Origin of the sequence: Peteryoungia desertarenae (assembly GCF_005860795.2) — a bacterium.
Lineage (GTDB): Bacteria > Pseudomonadota > Alphaproteobacteria > Rhizobiales > Rhizobiaceae > Allorhizobium > Allorhizobium desertarenae.
Genome location: NZ_CP058350.1, coordinates 858,285 through 873,836 on the forward strand (window position 1 = coordinate 858,285; position 15,552 = coordinate 873,836).

The window sequence follows — 15,552 nt, forward strand, 5'->3', positions numbered from 1 at the left end:
CTCAGTTGAGCGTCATCGCCGCCTGCCACTCATCGATCCAAGCCTTGCGATTGGCGGCAACCTCTTCAGGGCTCATCAGGAAGGTCACCTTCGGCTGGATCAGCTTGCCGAAGGCTTCCGGCAGCGGCTCCGAGGTCGGCGCAGCCGGCATCATCCAGTTGTTGGTCGGGATGGTATCCTGGAAACCGGGCTCAAGCATGAAGGCGAGGAATTCGCGGGCAAGCTCCTTTTCCGGCGCGTTCTTCAAAAGCCCTGCTACCTCGATCTGGATATAGTGTCCCTCGGAAAACTCTGCAGCCTGATAGCGCTCAGTCTCTTCGGCAACCATATGATAGGCAGGCGACGTCGCATAGGAGAGAACCATTGGCGCTTCACCCTTGGTGAAAAGACCATAGGCCTCCGACCAGCCGGGGGTGACGGTCAAGACGCGATCCTTGAGCTTGGCCCAGGCTTGCGGCGCCTCGTCGCCATAGACGGACTTGACCCAGAGCAGCAGGCCAAGACCCGGGGTCGAGGTGCGCGGATCCTGGATCACGATCTTCTGGTTCGGGTCGCCCTCGACCAGTTCCTTGAGGCTCGTCGGCGGATTGGTCATGGCTTCAGTGTCATAGACCACGGCGAAATGGCCATAGTCATAGGGCAGGAAGACATCGTCGGAGAAATTGCCCGGCACATTGGCTTTGGATGCATCAATGCCATGCGTGTCGAAAAGACCGGTCTGCTTGGCCTCTTCGATCAGGTTGGTATCGATGCCAAGGACGATGTCGGCCTTGGATGTTTCGCCCTCAAGCTTCAGGCGGGTCAAAAGTGCAACGCCATCGGCAACACCGACGAAATTGACCGTGCAATTGCAGGTCTGCTCAAAGGCTTCCTTGACCTTGGGGCCGGGACCCCATTCAGAGACGAAACTTTCATAGGTGTAGATGGTCAGGGTCCTGTCCTGGGCGACCGCAGGCAAGGCAAGCCCGGACGACAGAAAGGCTGCGGCAAGACCCGAACGCAGCAATGTAGCGAGATGTGACGGCATGGCGCCCTCCTCCGTGAGATCATTGATAGCGGGATAGGGCGTTTGCGATCGACGCGTCTAATCCCTCCGCCGGTGTTAACCGGATCAGGTTCCGCGGGTTGGCAAAGCCTCTCAGCATTCCGAGCACAAAGGATCAGAAGGCACCCCGTTAGAGCAATGTGGAGATAGCGCGCTTCCCGTGCTTTCGCAAGGGATGGCGACGGGGAGAAGTAAGGCAGCGGCTCAAGCCCTCAGCCTTCAAGCTCCTCGCGCAGCATTTCCAGCTCGAGCCATTCCTCTTCCATACGGGTGAGGTCGGCGCGGAGCTTTTCCATTTCGGCAGCGAGACGATTGAAGGTGGCAGGGTCTTTTGTGAAGAGATTGGGGTCGGCCATCCTGGCTTCGCGTGCGGCGATCTCCTTCTCGGCCTTCTCCATCTCCTTGGGGAGGTTTTCGAGCGCGAACTTCTGCTTGAACGAGAGCTTGCCCTTGCTGTTTGCGCTGCCGGTCGGCTTGCCGCTAGAGGCTTCCTGCGCCTTTGCCTTCTCGGCCTTTTCCGCCCGCTTGCGTTCGTCCTCGACACCCTTGCGCTGGGCAAGCATGTCGGAATAGCCGCCGGCATATTCGATCCAGCGACCATCCGGCTCCTCCGGATTGGCCGGGGCAATTGTCGAGGTCACGGTGCGGTCGAGAAAGTCACGGTCGTGGCTGACGAGAATGACCGTTCCTGAATAGCCGGCTACAATTTCCTGCAGCAGGTCCAGTGTCTCGATATCAAGGTCATTGGTCGGTTCGTCCAGGATCAGAAGGTTAGAGGGCTTGGCCATGATCCGCGCCAGCATCAAGCGCGCGCGTTCACCACCGGAGAGGTTGCGGATCGGGGTCCGAGCCTGTTCCGGCTGGAAGAGAAAGTCCTTCATATAGCCGGTGACATGTTTCTGCTCGCCGTTGACAAGGAGGTTTTCACCCCGGCCATCGGTCAGGTAATGAGCGAGGGAATCATCAGGATTGAGGTCCTCGCGCTTCTGGTCGAGCACCGCGATCTCCAGATTGGTTCCGAGCTTCACCACACCCGAATCCGGATCAAGCTGGCCGGTCAGCATTTTCAGAAGCGTCGTCTTGCCGGCACCGTTCGGGCCGATCAGACCAATGCAATCTCCGCGATGCACTCTGATGGAAAAGGGCGCGACAATGGCGCGATCGACATAGGACTTGGTGATCTTGTCGGCCTCGATCACCAGCTTGCCGCTTTCCTTGCCTTCGGTCACGGCGGCCTGGATCGTGCCCTGCGGTCCTTTGTGGCCGCGATACTGAGCGCGCAGGCTCTGCAGGTTTCCAAGGCGGCGCATATTGCGCTTGCGGCGCGCCGAAACCCCGTAGCGCAGCCAGTGCTCCTCACGCTCGATCTGGCGACCGAGCTTGTGCTGCTCGATTTCCTCTTCTTCCAGAACCTGGTCTCGCCATTCCTCGAAATGGGCGAAGCCCCGGTTGAGACGACGAGACAAGCCGCGATCGAGCCAGACGGTGGCGGTCGAGATCTTTTCCAGAAACCGCCGGTCGTGGGAGATGAGAACGAGCGCGCTGCGGCTCTTCGACAACTCGCCTTCCAGCCACTCGATGGTCGGCAGGTCGAGATGGTTTGTCGGCTCATCCAGCATCAGGATGTCGGGTTCTGGCGCCAGCACACGGGCAAGAGCTGCCCGGCGCGCCTCACCACCGGAAAGCCGGGTCGGGTCTTCCTGGCCGGTCAGCCCCAGATGTTCCAGCAGGTAGGTGACGCGATAGGGATCGTCGCCCGGGCCGAGACCAGCCTCGGCATAGGCCTGCACCGTGGAAAAACCGTCGAAATCCGGAGCCTGCTCCAGATAGCGGATGGTCGATGACGGATGGCGAAACACTTCACCCGATTGCGCCTCGACGAGACCGGCAGCGATCTTCATCAGGGTGGACTTGCCCGATCCATTGCGCCCGACAAGGCAGATCCGGTCGCCCGGCTCGACCTGCAGGCTGGCACCCGCCAGAAGCGGCGTTCCACCGAAGGACAGCTGGATATCGTCAAGTTTGAGAATGGGAGGCGCCAAGGGTTCAGGCTCCGGAATGATCGTAGGGACGGGCAAGGAGGATGGCGCGACCGCGCCGCAGAGACACCGAGATCGGTCCTTCAGCCACATTCGATATGGTGCGCGAAGATCCGAAGGCGAGAGCATAATTGGTCAGCGGATAGCGCGCATTGCGGATCGTCAGCCCCTCAAGTGCGGTAAAGCCAAGGACGGAAAAAAGGGCGCCTTTCGGCAGATCCAATTCGAGCTGGCTTTCATCAGTGAAGGGATAGGCCTCTTCATCACCCGAGGTGAGAACCACTTCAAAGCCATCGGCAACAAGTCCAAGCGCATTGAGATAATGCTGGAGCGCGTGATCCGAGCGCTCGCCACCCAGAGCTCCGGCAAAGACCAGGCGCGTGGCCCCCAGCCGAATGGCTTCGGCAACGGCGATCTCCCCATCGGTCACTGCCTTTTGAGCCGGATAGGAACGCCGCTCGACCTGGGGCCAGGCCGCATGCATTTCGGCATCGCTGCTGTCGAAATCACCAACCCAGAGTTCCGGCTGGGCGGTGAGAAGGCGCGCATGGCGAATACCGCTATCAGCCGCAATCATCCGGGTGCCACGCGTCAGCGCCCGCAGCCGGTCGGTCAGTCGGAGATGGCCACCGAGAAGGATGGTGAAGGACGATGTATTCATGCGCCAGCCCTTAGCGCATCTGAGAGAAAAAGGGAAAGCCCGTTCATCGAGCGAACAATCTCTCATGATCGGCGCAGGAGAAGATCTCGCACCCTCTCTTGGCCTGTCCCCCGTTCCGGTCTAGGAAGGGCAGGACTTCATGCAGGCAAAGGATGGGGCGAGACAGGATGCAGTTTAAGGGCACCGCCGATTATGTCGCCGACAAGGATCTGATGGTTGCGGTCAATGCCGCGATTGCACTGGAACGACCGCTTCTGGTGAAGGGTGAACCCGGCACGGGCAAAACCGAGCTTGCCCGTCAGGTGGCAGCGGCGCTCGGTCTTCAGATCATCGAATGGAACGTGAAGTCCACAACCAAGGCGCAGCAGGGTCTTTATGAATATGACGCGGTTTCAAGGCTGCGCGACAGCCAGCTTGGTGATCCCCGCGTCAACGACGTGAACAACTATATCCGCAAGGGCAAGCTCTGGCAGGCCTTTGCCGCGACTGAAAAATGCGTGCTGTTGATCGACGAGATCGACAAGGCCGATATCGAGTTTCCCAACGATCTCCTGCAGGAACTCGATCGCATGGAGTTTCATGTCTACGAGACTGGAGAGCTGGTGAAGGCGAGGATACGCCCGATCGTCATCATCACCTCCAACAATGAGAAGGAACTCCCGGACGCCTTCCTCAGGCGCTGCTTCTTTCACTACATCCGCTTCCCCGACGCCGAGACGCTCGCACGCATTGTTGAAGTCCATTATCCGGGCATCAAGCAGGCCCTGCTGCAGGCAGCGCTGACGCAGTTCTACGATATCCGCGAGACAGCCGGCCTGCGCAAGAAACCCTCGACATCCGAAGTGCTGGACTGGATCCGCCTGTTGGTGGCAGACGAGGTTGATCCCGCCGATCTGCGCGGTGACGTGAAGAACGCCCTGCCCCGTTTGCATGGTGCGCTTCTGAAGAACGAGCAGGATGTTCACCTGTTCGAGCGGCTGGCCTTTCTGGCACGGCGGGAGCGCTGACTGCACACGCTGCAGTGCCACATGCTTTTTCGTTGATTTGAGGAACAACCGGGCGTAAATACAAATCCGTTGTGTGGTGATTTGGCCGGCCGGCTTGCAGCCACGTTAAATAAGTCGCTAAAGGGCCGAGGTGAGTTCGAAGACTTTCCGAGGACCGGTGGCGATATCAAGCTGCCGGTATTTTTGTTTCTGCGGGAGGCTTCCCGCGCGACAAGGAAAGTTGAGACCAAGATGCCGATCAGGATTCCCGATACGCTGCCCGCTTTTGAGACCCTCGTGCATGAGGGCGTGCGGGTGATGACCGAGACCGTGGCGGTCCGCCAGGACATTCGCCCGTTGCAGATCGGCCTCCTGAACCTTATGCCCAACAAGATCAAGACGGAAATCCAGTTCGCCCGGCTGATCGGGGCGTCCCCCCTGCAGGTGGAACTGTCGCTGATACGCATCGGCGGCCACAAGGCGAAGAACACGCCAGAAGAACATCTGCTCGCCTTCTACCAGACCTGGGACGAGGTGAAGGATCGCAAGTTCGACGGCTTCATCATCACCGGCGCGCCGGTTGAAACGCTGCCTTTCGAGGAAGTGACCTATTGGGACGAGATGAGCCAGATCTTCGACTGGACGGAAACCAATGTTCATTCGACCATGAATGTCTGCTGGGGCGCCATGGCCGCCATCTATCACTTCCATCGGGTCGAAAAGCATGCGCTGAAGGAAAAGGCCTTTGGCGTCTACCGCCACCGTAATCTGGCGCCTGCATCGGTCTATCTCAATGGATTTTCCGATGATTTCCAGGTCCCCGTCTCGCGCTGGACGGAAGTGCGCCGCAAGGACATAGAAAAGGTTCAAACCCTCAACATCCTGCTGGAGTCCGACGAGATGGGTGTCTGCCTCGTCGAGGAAAAGCGCGCCAACAGGCTCTATATGTTCAACCACGTCGAGTATGACTCGACCTCGCTCGGCGACGAATATTTCCGCGACAAGACGGCCGGTATTCCGATCAAGCTGCCGCACAACTATTTCCCGCATAATGACGATACGCTGGCACCGCTCAATCGCTGGCGCGGCCATGCGCATCTCCTGTTCGGCAACTGGATCAACGAGATCTATCAGACCACGCCCTATGATCTGAACGAGATCGGGATCAAGCCGGAGATGCCGCTGCAGACAGCCGTTTGACCGACAGCCACCTGGCCCTATGATACGGAGAAGGTGTCATAGGGCGGCGGCGTGCCGTCACCCTGTCTGAAAGGCCAGCTCGAGACCCATGTTCCTGCCCTTCTTCCTCAGGCTGAAAGAAGAAAAGATCCCTGTGACGCTCAGGGAATACCTGTCGCTTCTGGAAGCAGTACAGGCCGGGCTGGTGGATTATGACATCGACGGCTTCTACTTTCTTGCGCGCACGACGCTGGTCAAGGACGAGCGCTTCATTGACCGTTTCGACCGCGTATTCGGGGAATGCTTCGGCGGCATCCTGGGCGAAGGGGCGGGCGAAGGCGTGGACAGGACCGCCATTCCGGAAGAATGGCTGAGGAAGCTGGCAGAAAAACACCTGTCCGAGGAAGACAAGAAGCTGATCGAGGCGCTGGGCGGCTTTGACAAGCTGATGGAAACGCTGAAGCAGAGGTTGGCCGAACAGAAGGAACGCCATCAGGGCGGCTCGAAATGGATCGGCACGGCCGGCACATCTCCTTTTGGCGCCTATGGCTACAATCCGGAAGGGGTGCGGATCGGCCAGAATGAAAGCCGTCACCGCCGCGCCGTCAAGGTCTGGGACAGCCGCGAGTTCAGGAACCTGGACGACGGCGTCGAGCTTGGTACACGCAACATCAAGGTGGCGCTGAGACGTTTGCGCCGCTTCGTCCGAGAAGGGGCAGCTGAAGAATTCGACCTGTCCGGCACGATACGCGCGACCGCCGAGCATGGCTATCTGGACGTGAAGACCAGACCCGAACGGCGCAATGCCGTGAAACTCATCATGTTCTTCGATGTCGGCGGCTCGATGGACGACCACGTCAAGGTGGTGGAGGAACTGTTTTCGGCGGCACGCACCGAGTTTCGCCATATGGAATATTTCTACTTCCACAACTGCCCCTATGAGCGGGTCTGGAAGGACAATGTCCGCCGCTATCGCGAAACGATCCCGACCGAGGATGTCATCCGCACCTTTGGACCCGATTATCGACTGATTTTTGTCGGCGACGCGTCCATGAGCCCTTATGAGATCACCCATCCGGGCGGCTCGGTCGAGCATTGGAATGCCGAAAGCGGTGCCGTCTGGCTCGAGCGGCTTACCACCCATTTTCGCCGCAGTCTTTGGATCAATCCGCTGGCGGAGCCGAGATGGAACTATACGATGTCCGTCGGACTGATTCGGCAGTTGATGGACAACAGAATGTATCCCCTGACATTGGGCGGCCTTGAAGAGGCGGCACGCGTGCTGAGCCGCTAGGCGCGGTTGTGGCAGGCAATGGGGACACCACAGGAGCATGGCATGAAAAGAGAGACATTCGGGCAACTCGGCACCGGTGAAACGGTGGACAGGGTCATCCTCACCGGCGGAGGATTGACGGCCTCAATCATCACCTATGGCGCTGCCCTGCAGGACCTGCGACTGGACGGTCATGACAAGCCGCTTGTGCTCGGTTTCGATGCTCTTGAGGACTATCTGCATCATTCTCCCTATTTCGGAGCCACACCGGGCCGCTGCGCCAACCGCATCGGAAATGGCCGGTTTGCGCTGGAAGGACAGGTTTATCAGCTGGAATGTAACGAGAAGGGCATCACCCATCTACACGGCGGATCGGACGGAATGGGCAAGAGGAACTGGAAGATCATCGGCCTCTCCCCCGACAGTGTTACCCTGGAGATCATAGATCCGGAAGGTCGCGCCGGCTATCCAGGAACCACACGCACAACAACCACTTACAGCCTGAAAGAGGGCGGTGTCCTGGCCATCGTCTATGAAACGGTGTCGGACAAGCCGACGATCGCAAACATCTGCCACCATTCCTATTTCAACCTGGATGGCAGCCAGACGATTCTCGATCACGAATTGATGCTGGCCGCCGACCATTTCACGCCGGTTGATGAAACGCTTATTCCGACAGGCGAGATACGCCCCGTCGAAGGCACCGATTTCGACTTTCGAGAAATGCGCCCGATCCGCCGAGAGCGAGACGGAAGCCAGATCGGCTATGATCACAATTTCTGCTTCGCCTCGGAACGCGGCCCGAAACGAAGCGTAGCGCTCGCACGCAGCGTCAGTTCCGGCGTGGCGATGGAAGTTCGGACGACGGAACCGGGCGTGCAGTTCTATTCCGGCGGCAAGGTCGCGCCCCAGGTGCCGGGATTTGAAGGCCGAACCTACGGCAACTTCGCCGGCTTCTGCCTTGAGACACAGGTCTGGCCCGACGCGATCAACAAGCCAGACTTTCCAAATGCAATCCTGATGCCCGGTGATGTCCTGCGCCAGGAGACGGATTACGTGTTTTCGAAGATGTAAGGGAGCTGGGCAGATCGGCCTGACGTCGGTCTGCCAACCACCATGGCGACATACGCCACGAGTTCTGACAGATTTTCAACACAGCTTTTGTTGGGAAGAATGGAGCGGGTGAAGCGATTCGAACGCTCGACCCCAACCTTGGCAAGGTTGTGCTCTACCCCTGAGCTACACCCGCTCATATCGCCGATCCTGGGGTAGTCAGTGGATCGGGGCCGTCCGACTTGCGGCGACGGGCGCTATATGACCCAACCACTTTTCAAATGCAACAGGGAAATGACGGATCGCCGCAAAATTTTTTGAAGCTCGCTGACAAAAGAGGCCAAACCTCGGAAAATGCGAGGTATTTTGCCGCGTTCAAGATTGTCTCGCGGCGAGGAAACGCCTATCTCTGCCGCCAATCCTCAACGACGAAATTCAACCTTTTGCAATAGGACCGTCCCGATGACGACCGCGCCAAAGACTGCCGATGACCTTTTCCGCTTCCTCGATGATCTGGGGATCCGGCATCAGACCAAGACCCATCCGCCTGTCTTTACCGTGGCGGAATCGGTTGCCCTGCGGGACGAGATCCCGGGCGGCCATACAAAGAACCTCTTCGTCAAGGACAAGAAGGACAACTTCTTTCTGTTGACCGTCGAAGAAAACGCGGTGGTCGATCTGAAGACGGTCCACACGCTGATTGGCGCTGCGAGCAAGGTTTCCTTTGGAAAGCCGGAAAAGCTGATGGAGTATCTGGGTGTCCAGCCCGGCTCGGTGACAGCCTTGGGTGCCATTAATGATACAGAGAAAAATGTGACCTTCATTCTGGATGCCGACCTGATGCAGCACGAAATCATCAATTGTCATCCGCTGTCCAACGATGCGACGACTTCGATCGGCAGCACCGATCTGATACGTTTCATGGAGGCAACCGGCCACAAGCCGCTTGTCTTGAAAGTCACGGCTTGACATACGATCTTACCGGGCAGGAAACGCGCCCGGCGAGCGGCGCGACAAACAGGCGGGAGATGCGCAAATGAGCGACAATGGCAATCCTTATGGCGGCGGCTACGGCACCCAGCAGATGACGGCCAGCGCGCAATACGGTGGTGCAGCACAAGCGCCTGCCCCGGCTGGAGGCCTGGTGAAAGATACGACCACGGCAGGCTTCACCAAGGATGTCCTGGAGGAATCCCGTCACCAGCCTGTTCTCGTCGATTTCTGGGCGCCCTGGTGCGGCCCGTGCCGCCAACTCACACCCGTGATCGAAAAGGCTGTGAACGAGGCACGTGGTCGGGTGAAGCTGGTCAAGCTCAACATTGATGACCACCCCTCAATCCCGGGGCAACTCGGCATCCAGTCCATCCCGGCCGTCATCGCCTTCGTCAATGGCCGGCCGGTCGATGGCTTCATGGGCGCTATCCCGGAAAGCCAGATCAACCAGTTCATCGACAAGGTGGCGGGTCCTGCCGGCGCCGATCAGGCGGCCCAGATCGAGGCTGTTCTGGAAGAAGCATCCGGCCTGATCACCGCTGGCAATATCGATGGTGCCGCCCAGCTCTATGCTGCCGTTCTGCAGGCCGACCCCGATAATGCCAAGGCCCTCGCCGGGATGGCGGAATGCATGATAGCCGCCAACCAGCACCAGCGCGCCCGTGAACTGTTGAGCCAGTTGCCGGAAGAAGTGGCGAAAACCGCCGAAATCCAGGCGCAACTGAAGAAGCTTGACCAGATTGACGAGGCTCGCAAGCTTGGAGATCCGGTGGCGCTTGAGCATACGCTTTCGCTGAACCCGGACGACCACGATGCGCGCATGAAGCTTGCCAAGATCCGCAATGTGGAAGGTAAGCGCGAGGAAGCCGCCGAGCACCTGCTGCTGATTATGAAGCGTGACCGGGCCTATGATGACGACGGCGCACGTCGCCAATTGCTGCAGTTCTTCGAGGTATGGGGTCCGAAGGACCCGGCAACAGTGATGGCCCGTCGCAAGCTCTCGTCGATTCTCTTTGCGTGACTTGCTCTGTGGCCTTGAGTTTTCTCATGGGCGATCCACATAAGGAGCTTAAGTAGAGGCCGGCTGGGCCGGGCAAGGTGTACTTGGATGCAAGTGGGAAATGCCAGATATCTGACCGCTCAAGACCTGCCGGAAACGGTGCCGGTCTTCCCGATCTCCGGTGTCTTGCTATTGCCGGGCGGACAGTTGCCTCTCAACATCTTCGAGCCGCGCTATCTCGCCATGTTCGATGCTGCACTCGCTGGCAACAGGCTGATTGGCATGATCCAACCGGCATTGAGCGAAGAACAGGCAAACATCCTGCCAGAACGACCCGCCCTGTCATCCATGGGCTGCCTTGGTCGCATCACATCTTTCACGGAGACAGGAGATGGCCGCTACATCATCTCCTTGGCTGGAGTCTGCCGTTTTCGTTTGATGGACGAGGTGGCTAACAGCAAACCTTATCGAACGTTCAAAATTGCGCCTTTTGTCAGCGATTTGACGAGCAATGAGGAAGAAACGCAGGTCAATAGGGCAGGACTGCTGGCAGCATTCCGGGCCTATCTGGAAGCCAACAAGCTGGAGGCAGACTGGGAAAGCGTGGAACGGGCCAGCAATATCACGCTGGTCAATTCGCTTTCGATGATGTCGCCATTCGGACCGGCCGAAAAACAGGCCCTGCTCGAAGCGCCGGACCTCAAGACACGCGCGGAAACGCTGATCGCGATTACCGAAATCGTGCTGGCGCGAACCTTCGGCGACGCTGACACCATCCTGCAGTAGGATTGACGATGGTCGAACAGCGCGCCGGTATCATCAACCCAAAAATGCTTGAGCTGCTGGTTTGTCCGTTGACGCAGGGTACCCTCAAGTTTGATCGTGATCGTGATGAATTGATCTCGGAAAAGGCAAGGCTCGCCTATCCGATCCGCGACGGCATACCGATCATGCTGGTATCGGAAGCCCGCAAGCTGGACATGTGATCGCGTGATCTCCTGAAACCTGTGTCAGATCGGATATCCTGCCAGAAGCTTCGGCGCCCCGGCATTCGAAGTCCCCGCAGCCTCGCGAATGAAGAAGTTCTTCAGCCTCGGCATGCGATCGACCACTCCCAGACCGAAATCTCGCATGACGCGCACTGGCGTTATGTCATTGGAGAACAGTCTGTTCAGCACATCGGTGGTAACCCCCATACGGAAGGTGTCGAAACGACGCCAGATCTGGTAGCGCTCCAGAACATTCATCGAGCCGATATCGAGGCCAAGGCGATCGGCATCGACAATCGTTTCGGCAAGCGCTGCAACATCCTTGAAGCCGAGATTGAGGCCCTGGCCGGAAATCGGATGGATGCCATGGGCCGCATCGCCGGCAAGCGCCAGACGCGGCGCGACGAAGGCGCGCGCGAGTGTCAACCCCAGCGGATAAGCGCGGCGATCCTCAGACGCGCGGATCTGACCGAGCTTATGGCCGAAGCGGCGCTCAAGCTCAGCCTCGAACATCAGATCGTCGGCAGCCACCATGCGATCGGCATCTGCGGTCCGCTCGGTCCAGACAAGCGATGAACGGTTGCCCTTGAGCGGCAGGATCGCAAAGGGGCCGGCGGGAAGGAAATGTTCTTCCGCCATGCCCTCATGCGGTCGTTCATGCTCGACTGTCGTGACGATGCCCGACTGGCCATAGTCCCAGGAAACCGTCTTGATACCCGCGAGATCCCTGAGCTTCGAGCGCACACCGTCGCAGGCCACCACGAGACGCGATGCAATGACGCTGCCGTCGGACAAGGTCAGCTCGGCAGAAGGACCAGTGTCGCGAAACCCGGTCGCGCGCACCCCATGGCGGATTGGAACACCGAGCCGCTCGCAGGCATTGCGCAAGGCCGCAACCATGGAGACATTCGGGATCATGTGGGCAAAGGGGCGCCCCTCTTCGACTTCGCCGTCAAATGTCAGGAAAACCGGGCGAACGGGATCAGACGCCTTTGAATCCGTCACGATCATCCGGTTGATCGGTTGCGCATCCGGCTCGATCTCGTCCCAAACTCCGAAGATCTCCAGCATCTTGGTCGCTGCAGCAATGATCGCCGAGGCACGGACGTCTTTCTTCCAGACTTCGGCAGGGGCAGCCTCGACCACCTCGATGGCCATGTGGGGGGCAGCCTGCTTGATTGCCACCGCCACCGAGAGGCCCACATAACCGCCACCGACAACCAGCAAATCCAGCATGGTACATTCCTCGCTCTTGTGCAGCATCAGGTCCCTATATAGATCAGCCGGAACGAGGTGCCTATAACCGGAGCCATGCATTATGTCGCAGTTCACCCAGCAAACCGCAGCCATGCAAGACCTGCTGGACCGCCTGGATCTTGAAAAGCTTGAAGAAAACATGTTTCGCGGCAGCAGCCCGCAGGCCGGCTGGCAGCGTGTTTTTGGCGGCCTGGTCATTGCCCAGGCCCTGATGGCGGCGCAGCGCTGCGTCGAAAGAGACCGGCATGTGCACTCCCTGCACGCCTATTTCATGCGCCCGGGCGATCCAAGCGTTCCGATTGTCTACCAGGTCGAGCGCATTCGCGACGGTGCATCCTTTACGACCCGCCGCGTGGTGGCCATTCAACATGGCAAGGCCATATTCTCAATGTCGGCGTCTTTCCAGATCGAGGAAGAAGGTTACGAGCACCAGATTGTCATGCCAGCCGTCGCGCCACCGGAGACCCTGATCGGCGAGAAGGAATTTCGCGCGACATTTCTGGCCAAGGCGCCGGAAAGCGTCAAGAAATACTGGGGTCGGGAACGCCCCATCGAATTCAAGCCCCTGTCGCTGGCGCATTACATTTCCGACGAGAAGCTGAAGCCGGAGGCCCAGATCTGGGTTCGAGCCGCCGGCATCGTTCCGAATGACCGGCATTATCAGGCCGCAGTTCTTGCCTATCTTTCAGACATGACGCTGCTCGATACCTCGCTCTATGCCCATGGGAAATCAGTCTTCTCTCCGGACATTCAAGCGGCAAGCCTGGACCATGCCATGTGGTTCCACCGGCCCAGCGCCATGGACGACTGGATGCTCTACAGCCAGGACAGTCCGAGCGCATCGGGCGCTCGTGGGATGACGCGGGGTAGTATTTTTGGCCGCGACGGGACGCTGATCGCCTCGGTCGCGCAGGAAGGCCTGATACGCAAACGAGCAGAAGATTAAATATTAGGCCTCTGTATTCTTCTGCACAAAATTTGTGCGCTCAACAGGCAGCCAAATGCCTGTTTATTAGCTTCCATACTTATAGGCTTTATAATTCAATAACTTATTCAGACCATCTGAATCTGGCACGCAGTTTGTATGTCTTAGTCCAGTCGCTCGGCGGATTTCTTGCCAGCGGCAAGGAGAGTCGGCTCCACGCCGAGGACAAGCAAAGGATGGGAAACCAGATGAAGATTGTGATGGCTATCATCAAGCCGTTCAAGCTGGATGAGGTGCGCGAAGCCCTCACCGCTGTGGGCATCCAGGGCCTCACCGTGACCGAGGTCAAGGGTTACGGTCGCCAAAAGGGACACACAGAGATCTATCGCGGTACGGAATATGCCGTGAGCTTTCTGCCAAAACTGAAGATCGAGATCGCCGTTTCCGCCGAACTGGTGGATAAGGCCGTCGAAGCAATCGCCTCTGCCGCCAAGACCGGCCAGATCGGCGACGGCAAGATCTTTGTCTACGCGATCGAGCAGGCCGTGCGTATCCGTACCGGCGAAACCAATACCGAAGCCCTGTAAGAACGGCTGTAAGGGGAGTTGTTTCTGATGTCACTTACCAAGTTTAATCCCACCTGCTTGCGCCTTGGCGCTGCGGCGGCAGTGCTGCTGGCACCGGTCATGGCCTTCGCGCAGGAAGCCGCCCCTGCAGCAGCTGAAGCTGCGCCGGACGTCGCGCCGCATGTGGTCTACATTCTGAACACCTTGCTGTTCCTCGTCGCTGGCTTCCTCGTCTTCTTCATGGCGGCAGGCTTCGCCATGCTTGAAGCCGGTCTCGTGCGCTCGAAAAACGTGTCGATGCAGCTGACCAAGAACGTTGCTCTCTTCGGCATCGCCGCGCTCATGTATCTCATCGTCGGCTACAATCTGATGTATCCGGGCGATAACTGGACCATCCTCAATGTGATCGGCGCCTTCAGCATCACATCGCTTCAGCCGGTCGGCGCAACCGCGGCCGATGTCGATGTCAGCTATGCTTCGGCTGGTTCCGACTTCTTCTTCCAGCTGATGTTCTGCGCCGCCACCGCGTCGATCGTGTCCGGTACGCTCGCCGAGCGCATCAAGCTGTGGCCCTTCCTGATCTTTACGGCCATCCTGACCGGCCTCATCTACCCGATCCAGGCCTCCTGGAAGTGGGGCGGCGGCTTCCTCGACGCCAACTTCGGCTTCCTTGACTTCGCCGGCTCGACCCTTGTTCACTCGGTCGGCGGCTGGGCGGCGCTGGTTGGTGCCATCATCCTGGGCGCGCGCGCGGGCAAATACGGTCCGAACGGTCAGGTCAACCCGATCCCGGGCTCGAACATGGGCTTTGCGACCCTCGGCACCTTCATCCTGTGGCTTGGCTGGTTCGGCTTCAACGGTGGTTCGCAGCTCGCCATGGGTTCGATCGGCGATGTTACCGACGTATCCCGTATCTTCGCCAACACCAACATGGCTGCCGTCGGTGGTTCGGTCGCCGCTCTGGTCCTGACCCAGATCCTCTACAAGAAGATCGACATCACCATGGTCCTGAACGGCGCACTTGCCGGCCTGGTTTCGATCACGGCCGAGCCGCTGACCCCGAGCCTCGTCTCGGCCGTCCTGATCGGTGCCGTCGGTGGTATCCTTGTCGTGGTTACCGTTCCGCTGCTCGACAAGTTCAAGATCGACGACGTCGTCGGCGCCATCCCGGTCCACCTTGTCTGCGGTATCTGGGGTACGATTGCCGTTGTCTTCACGAACTCCGATGCGACGCTTTATGGCCAGCTGGCCTCCATCGTGATCATTGGTCTCTTCGTGTCGATCACCTCCGCCATCGTCTGGATGATCCTGAAGGCAACGATGGGCATTCGTGTCTCCGCCGAGGAAGAAATGATGGGTCTCGACGTTGTCGAGATCGGCGTCGAAGCCTATCCGGAATTCACCAAGCGCTAAATTGCGGAAGGCGACCATCAGGTCGCCTCCCTTCACGCCGGAGCCAATCCGGCACAAATTGATCTCTCGAAGCCCGGGCGAACAGCCCGGGCTTTTTGTTGTCTTGCGCCAAGGACCAGTCTCCATGGTTAATGCCGTATTAACCTGACATCCTGTAGGGTCGGAGCCAGCCA

15 protein-coding genes, 1 tRNA gene and 2 riboswitches are annotated in these 15,552 nt (G+C 58.8%); of the genes, 11 read left to right on the plus strand and 5 right to left on the minus strand.

All coding sequences use genetic code 11. The annotated features are described in order from the left end of the window. Position 1: 1 nt before the first annotated feature. The 3 genes from thiB to FE840_RS04015 form a co-directional block, all read right to left on the minus strand. Complete coding sequence (gene thiB, locus FE840_RS04005) at positions 2-1,027, minus strand: thiamine ABC transporter substrate binding subunit (RefSeq protein WP_138287012.1); 1,026 nt, start codon at positions 1,025-1,027, stop codon at positions 2-4. Positions 1,028-1,071: 44 nt separating this feature from the next. Beyond that, positions 1,072-1,185: riboswitch (TPP riboswitch) on the minus strand. 72 nt (positions 1,186-1,257) lie between these two features. Then, positions 1,258-3,087 carry an ABC-F family ATP-binding cassette domain-containing protein gene (locus tag FE840_RS04010; protein WP_138287011.1) on the minus strand — a complete coding sequence of 610 codons (1,830 nt, stop codon included), beginning with the start codon at positions 3,085-3,087 and terminating at the stop codon, positions 1,258-1,260. Positions 3,088-3,091: 4 nt separating this feature from the next. Then, positions 3,092-3,745 carry a thiamine diphosphokinase gene (locus FE840_RS04015; protein WP_138287010.1) on the minus strand — a complete coding sequence of 218 codons (654 nt, stop codon included), beginning with the start codon at positions 3,743-3,745 and terminating at the stop codon, positions 3,092-3,094. 167 nt (positions 3,746-3,912) lie between these two features. On the opposite strand from FE840_RS04015, the gene FE840_RS04020 reads away from it, so the two are divergent. From FE840_RS04020 to FE840_RS04035, 4 genes are all read left to right on the plus strand, one after another. Beyond that, complete coding sequence (locus FE840_RS04020; protein ID WP_171033685.1) at positions 3,913-4,752, plus strand: AAA family ATPase; 840 nt, start codon at positions 3,913-3,915, stop codon at positions 4,750-4,752. Between the two features lie 63 nt (positions 4,753-4,815). After that, positions 4,816-4,893, plus strand: a riboswitch (SAM riboswitch). A 90-nt stretch (positions 4,894-4,983) separates the two neighbouring features. Next, positions 4,984-5,931, plus strand: a complete 948-nt coding sequence (metA, locus tag FE840_RS04025) for a homoserine O-acetyltransferase MetA (RefSeq protein ID WP_138287008.1) — start codon at positions 4,984-4,986, stop codon at positions 5,929-5,931. 88 nt (positions 5,932-6,019) lie between these two features. Continuing rightward, the gene (locus FE840_RS04030) at positions 6,020-7,204 is read left to right on the plus strand and encodes a vWA domain-containing protein (RefSeq protein WP_138287007.1); all 1,185 of its coding nucleotides are present in this window, start codon (positions 6,020-6,022) and stop codon (positions 7,202-7,204) included. Between the two features lie 42 nt (positions 7,205-7,246). Then, positions 7,247-8,257 carry an aldose epimerase family protein gene (locus FE840_RS04035; RefSeq protein ID WP_138287006.1) on the plus strand — a complete coding sequence of 337 codons (1,011 nt, stop codon included), beginning with the start codon at positions 7,247-7,249 and terminating at the stop codon, positions 8,255-8,257. A gap of 100 nt (positions 8,258-8,357) precedes the next feature. On the opposite strand, the gene FE840_RS04040 is transcribed toward FE840_RS04035, so the two are convergent. Next, a tRNA-Gly gene (locus FE840_RS04040) sits at positions 8,358-8,432 on the minus strand. Between the two features lie 266 nt (positions 8,433-8,698). On the opposite strand from FE840_RS04040, the gene FE840_RS04045 reads away from it, so the two are divergent. From FE840_RS04045 to FE840_RS04060, 4 genes are all read left to right on the plus strand, one after another. Continuing rightward, on the plus strand, positions 8,699-9,205 hold the full coding sequence (locus FE840_RS04045) for a prolyl-tRNA synthetase associated domain-containing protein (RefSeq protein WP_138287005.1): 507 nt from the start codon (positions 8,699-8,701) through the stop codon (positions 9,203-9,205). Between the two features lie 67 nt (positions 9,206-9,272). Beyond that, positions 9,273-10,250: a thioredoxin gene (trxA, locus tag FE840_RS04050; RefSeq protein WP_138287004.1), complete on the plus strand. Its 978-nt coding sequence runs from the start codon at positions 9,273-9,275 to the stop codon at positions 10,248-10,250. Positions 10,251-10,337: 87 nt separating this feature from the next. After that, entirely contained in the window at positions 10,338-11,015 is a 678-nt protein-coding gene (locus tag FE840_RS04055; protein ID WP_138287003.1) for an LON peptidase substrate-binding domain-containing protein, read from the plus strand. Between the two features lie 8 nt (positions 11,016-11,023). Further along, positions 11,024-11,215: a Trm112 family protein gene (locus FE840_RS04060; protein ID WP_138287002.1), complete on the plus strand. Its 192-nt coding sequence runs from the start codon at positions 11,024-11,026 to the stop codon at positions 11,213-11,215. Positions 11,216-11,239: 24 nt separating this feature from the next. Here FE840_RS04060 and FE840_RS04065 read toward each other — a convergent pair whose 3' ends face one another. Further along, positions 11,240-12,454, minus strand: coding sequence for a ubiquinone biosynthesis hydroxylase (locus FE840_RS04065; protein WP_246318842.1), 1,215 nt, complete (start codon positions 12,452-12,454; stop codon positions 11,240-11,242). Between the two features lie 82 nt (positions 12,455-12,536). Here FE840_RS04065 and tesB point away from each other — a divergent pair, with 82 nt between their 5' ends. From tesB to FE840_RS04080, 3 genes are all read left to right on the plus strand, one after another. Next, positions 12,537-13,421 (plus strand): acyl-CoA thioesterase II, encoded by an 885-nt coding sequence (gene tesB, locus FE840_RS04070; RefSeq protein WP_138287000.1) that lies wholly within the window; start codon positions 12,537-12,539, stop codon positions 13,419-13,421. A gap of 215 nt (positions 13,422-13,636) precedes the next feature. Beyond that, positions 13,637-13,987 carry a P-II family nitrogen regulator gene (locus FE840_RS04075; protein ID WP_171033684.1) on the plus strand — a complete coding sequence of 117 codons (351 nt, stop codon included), beginning with the start codon at positions 13,637-13,639 and terminating at the stop codon, positions 13,985-13,987. A 27-nt stretch (positions 13,988-14,014) separates the two neighbouring features. Beyond that, on the plus strand, positions 14,015-15,379 hold the full coding sequence (locus tag FE840_RS04080) for an ammonium transporter (RefSeq protein ID WP_138286998.1): 1,365 nt from the start codon (positions 14,015-14,017) through the stop codon (positions 15,377-15,379). The last annotated feature ends 173 nt before the right edge of the window (positions 15,380-15,552 follow it).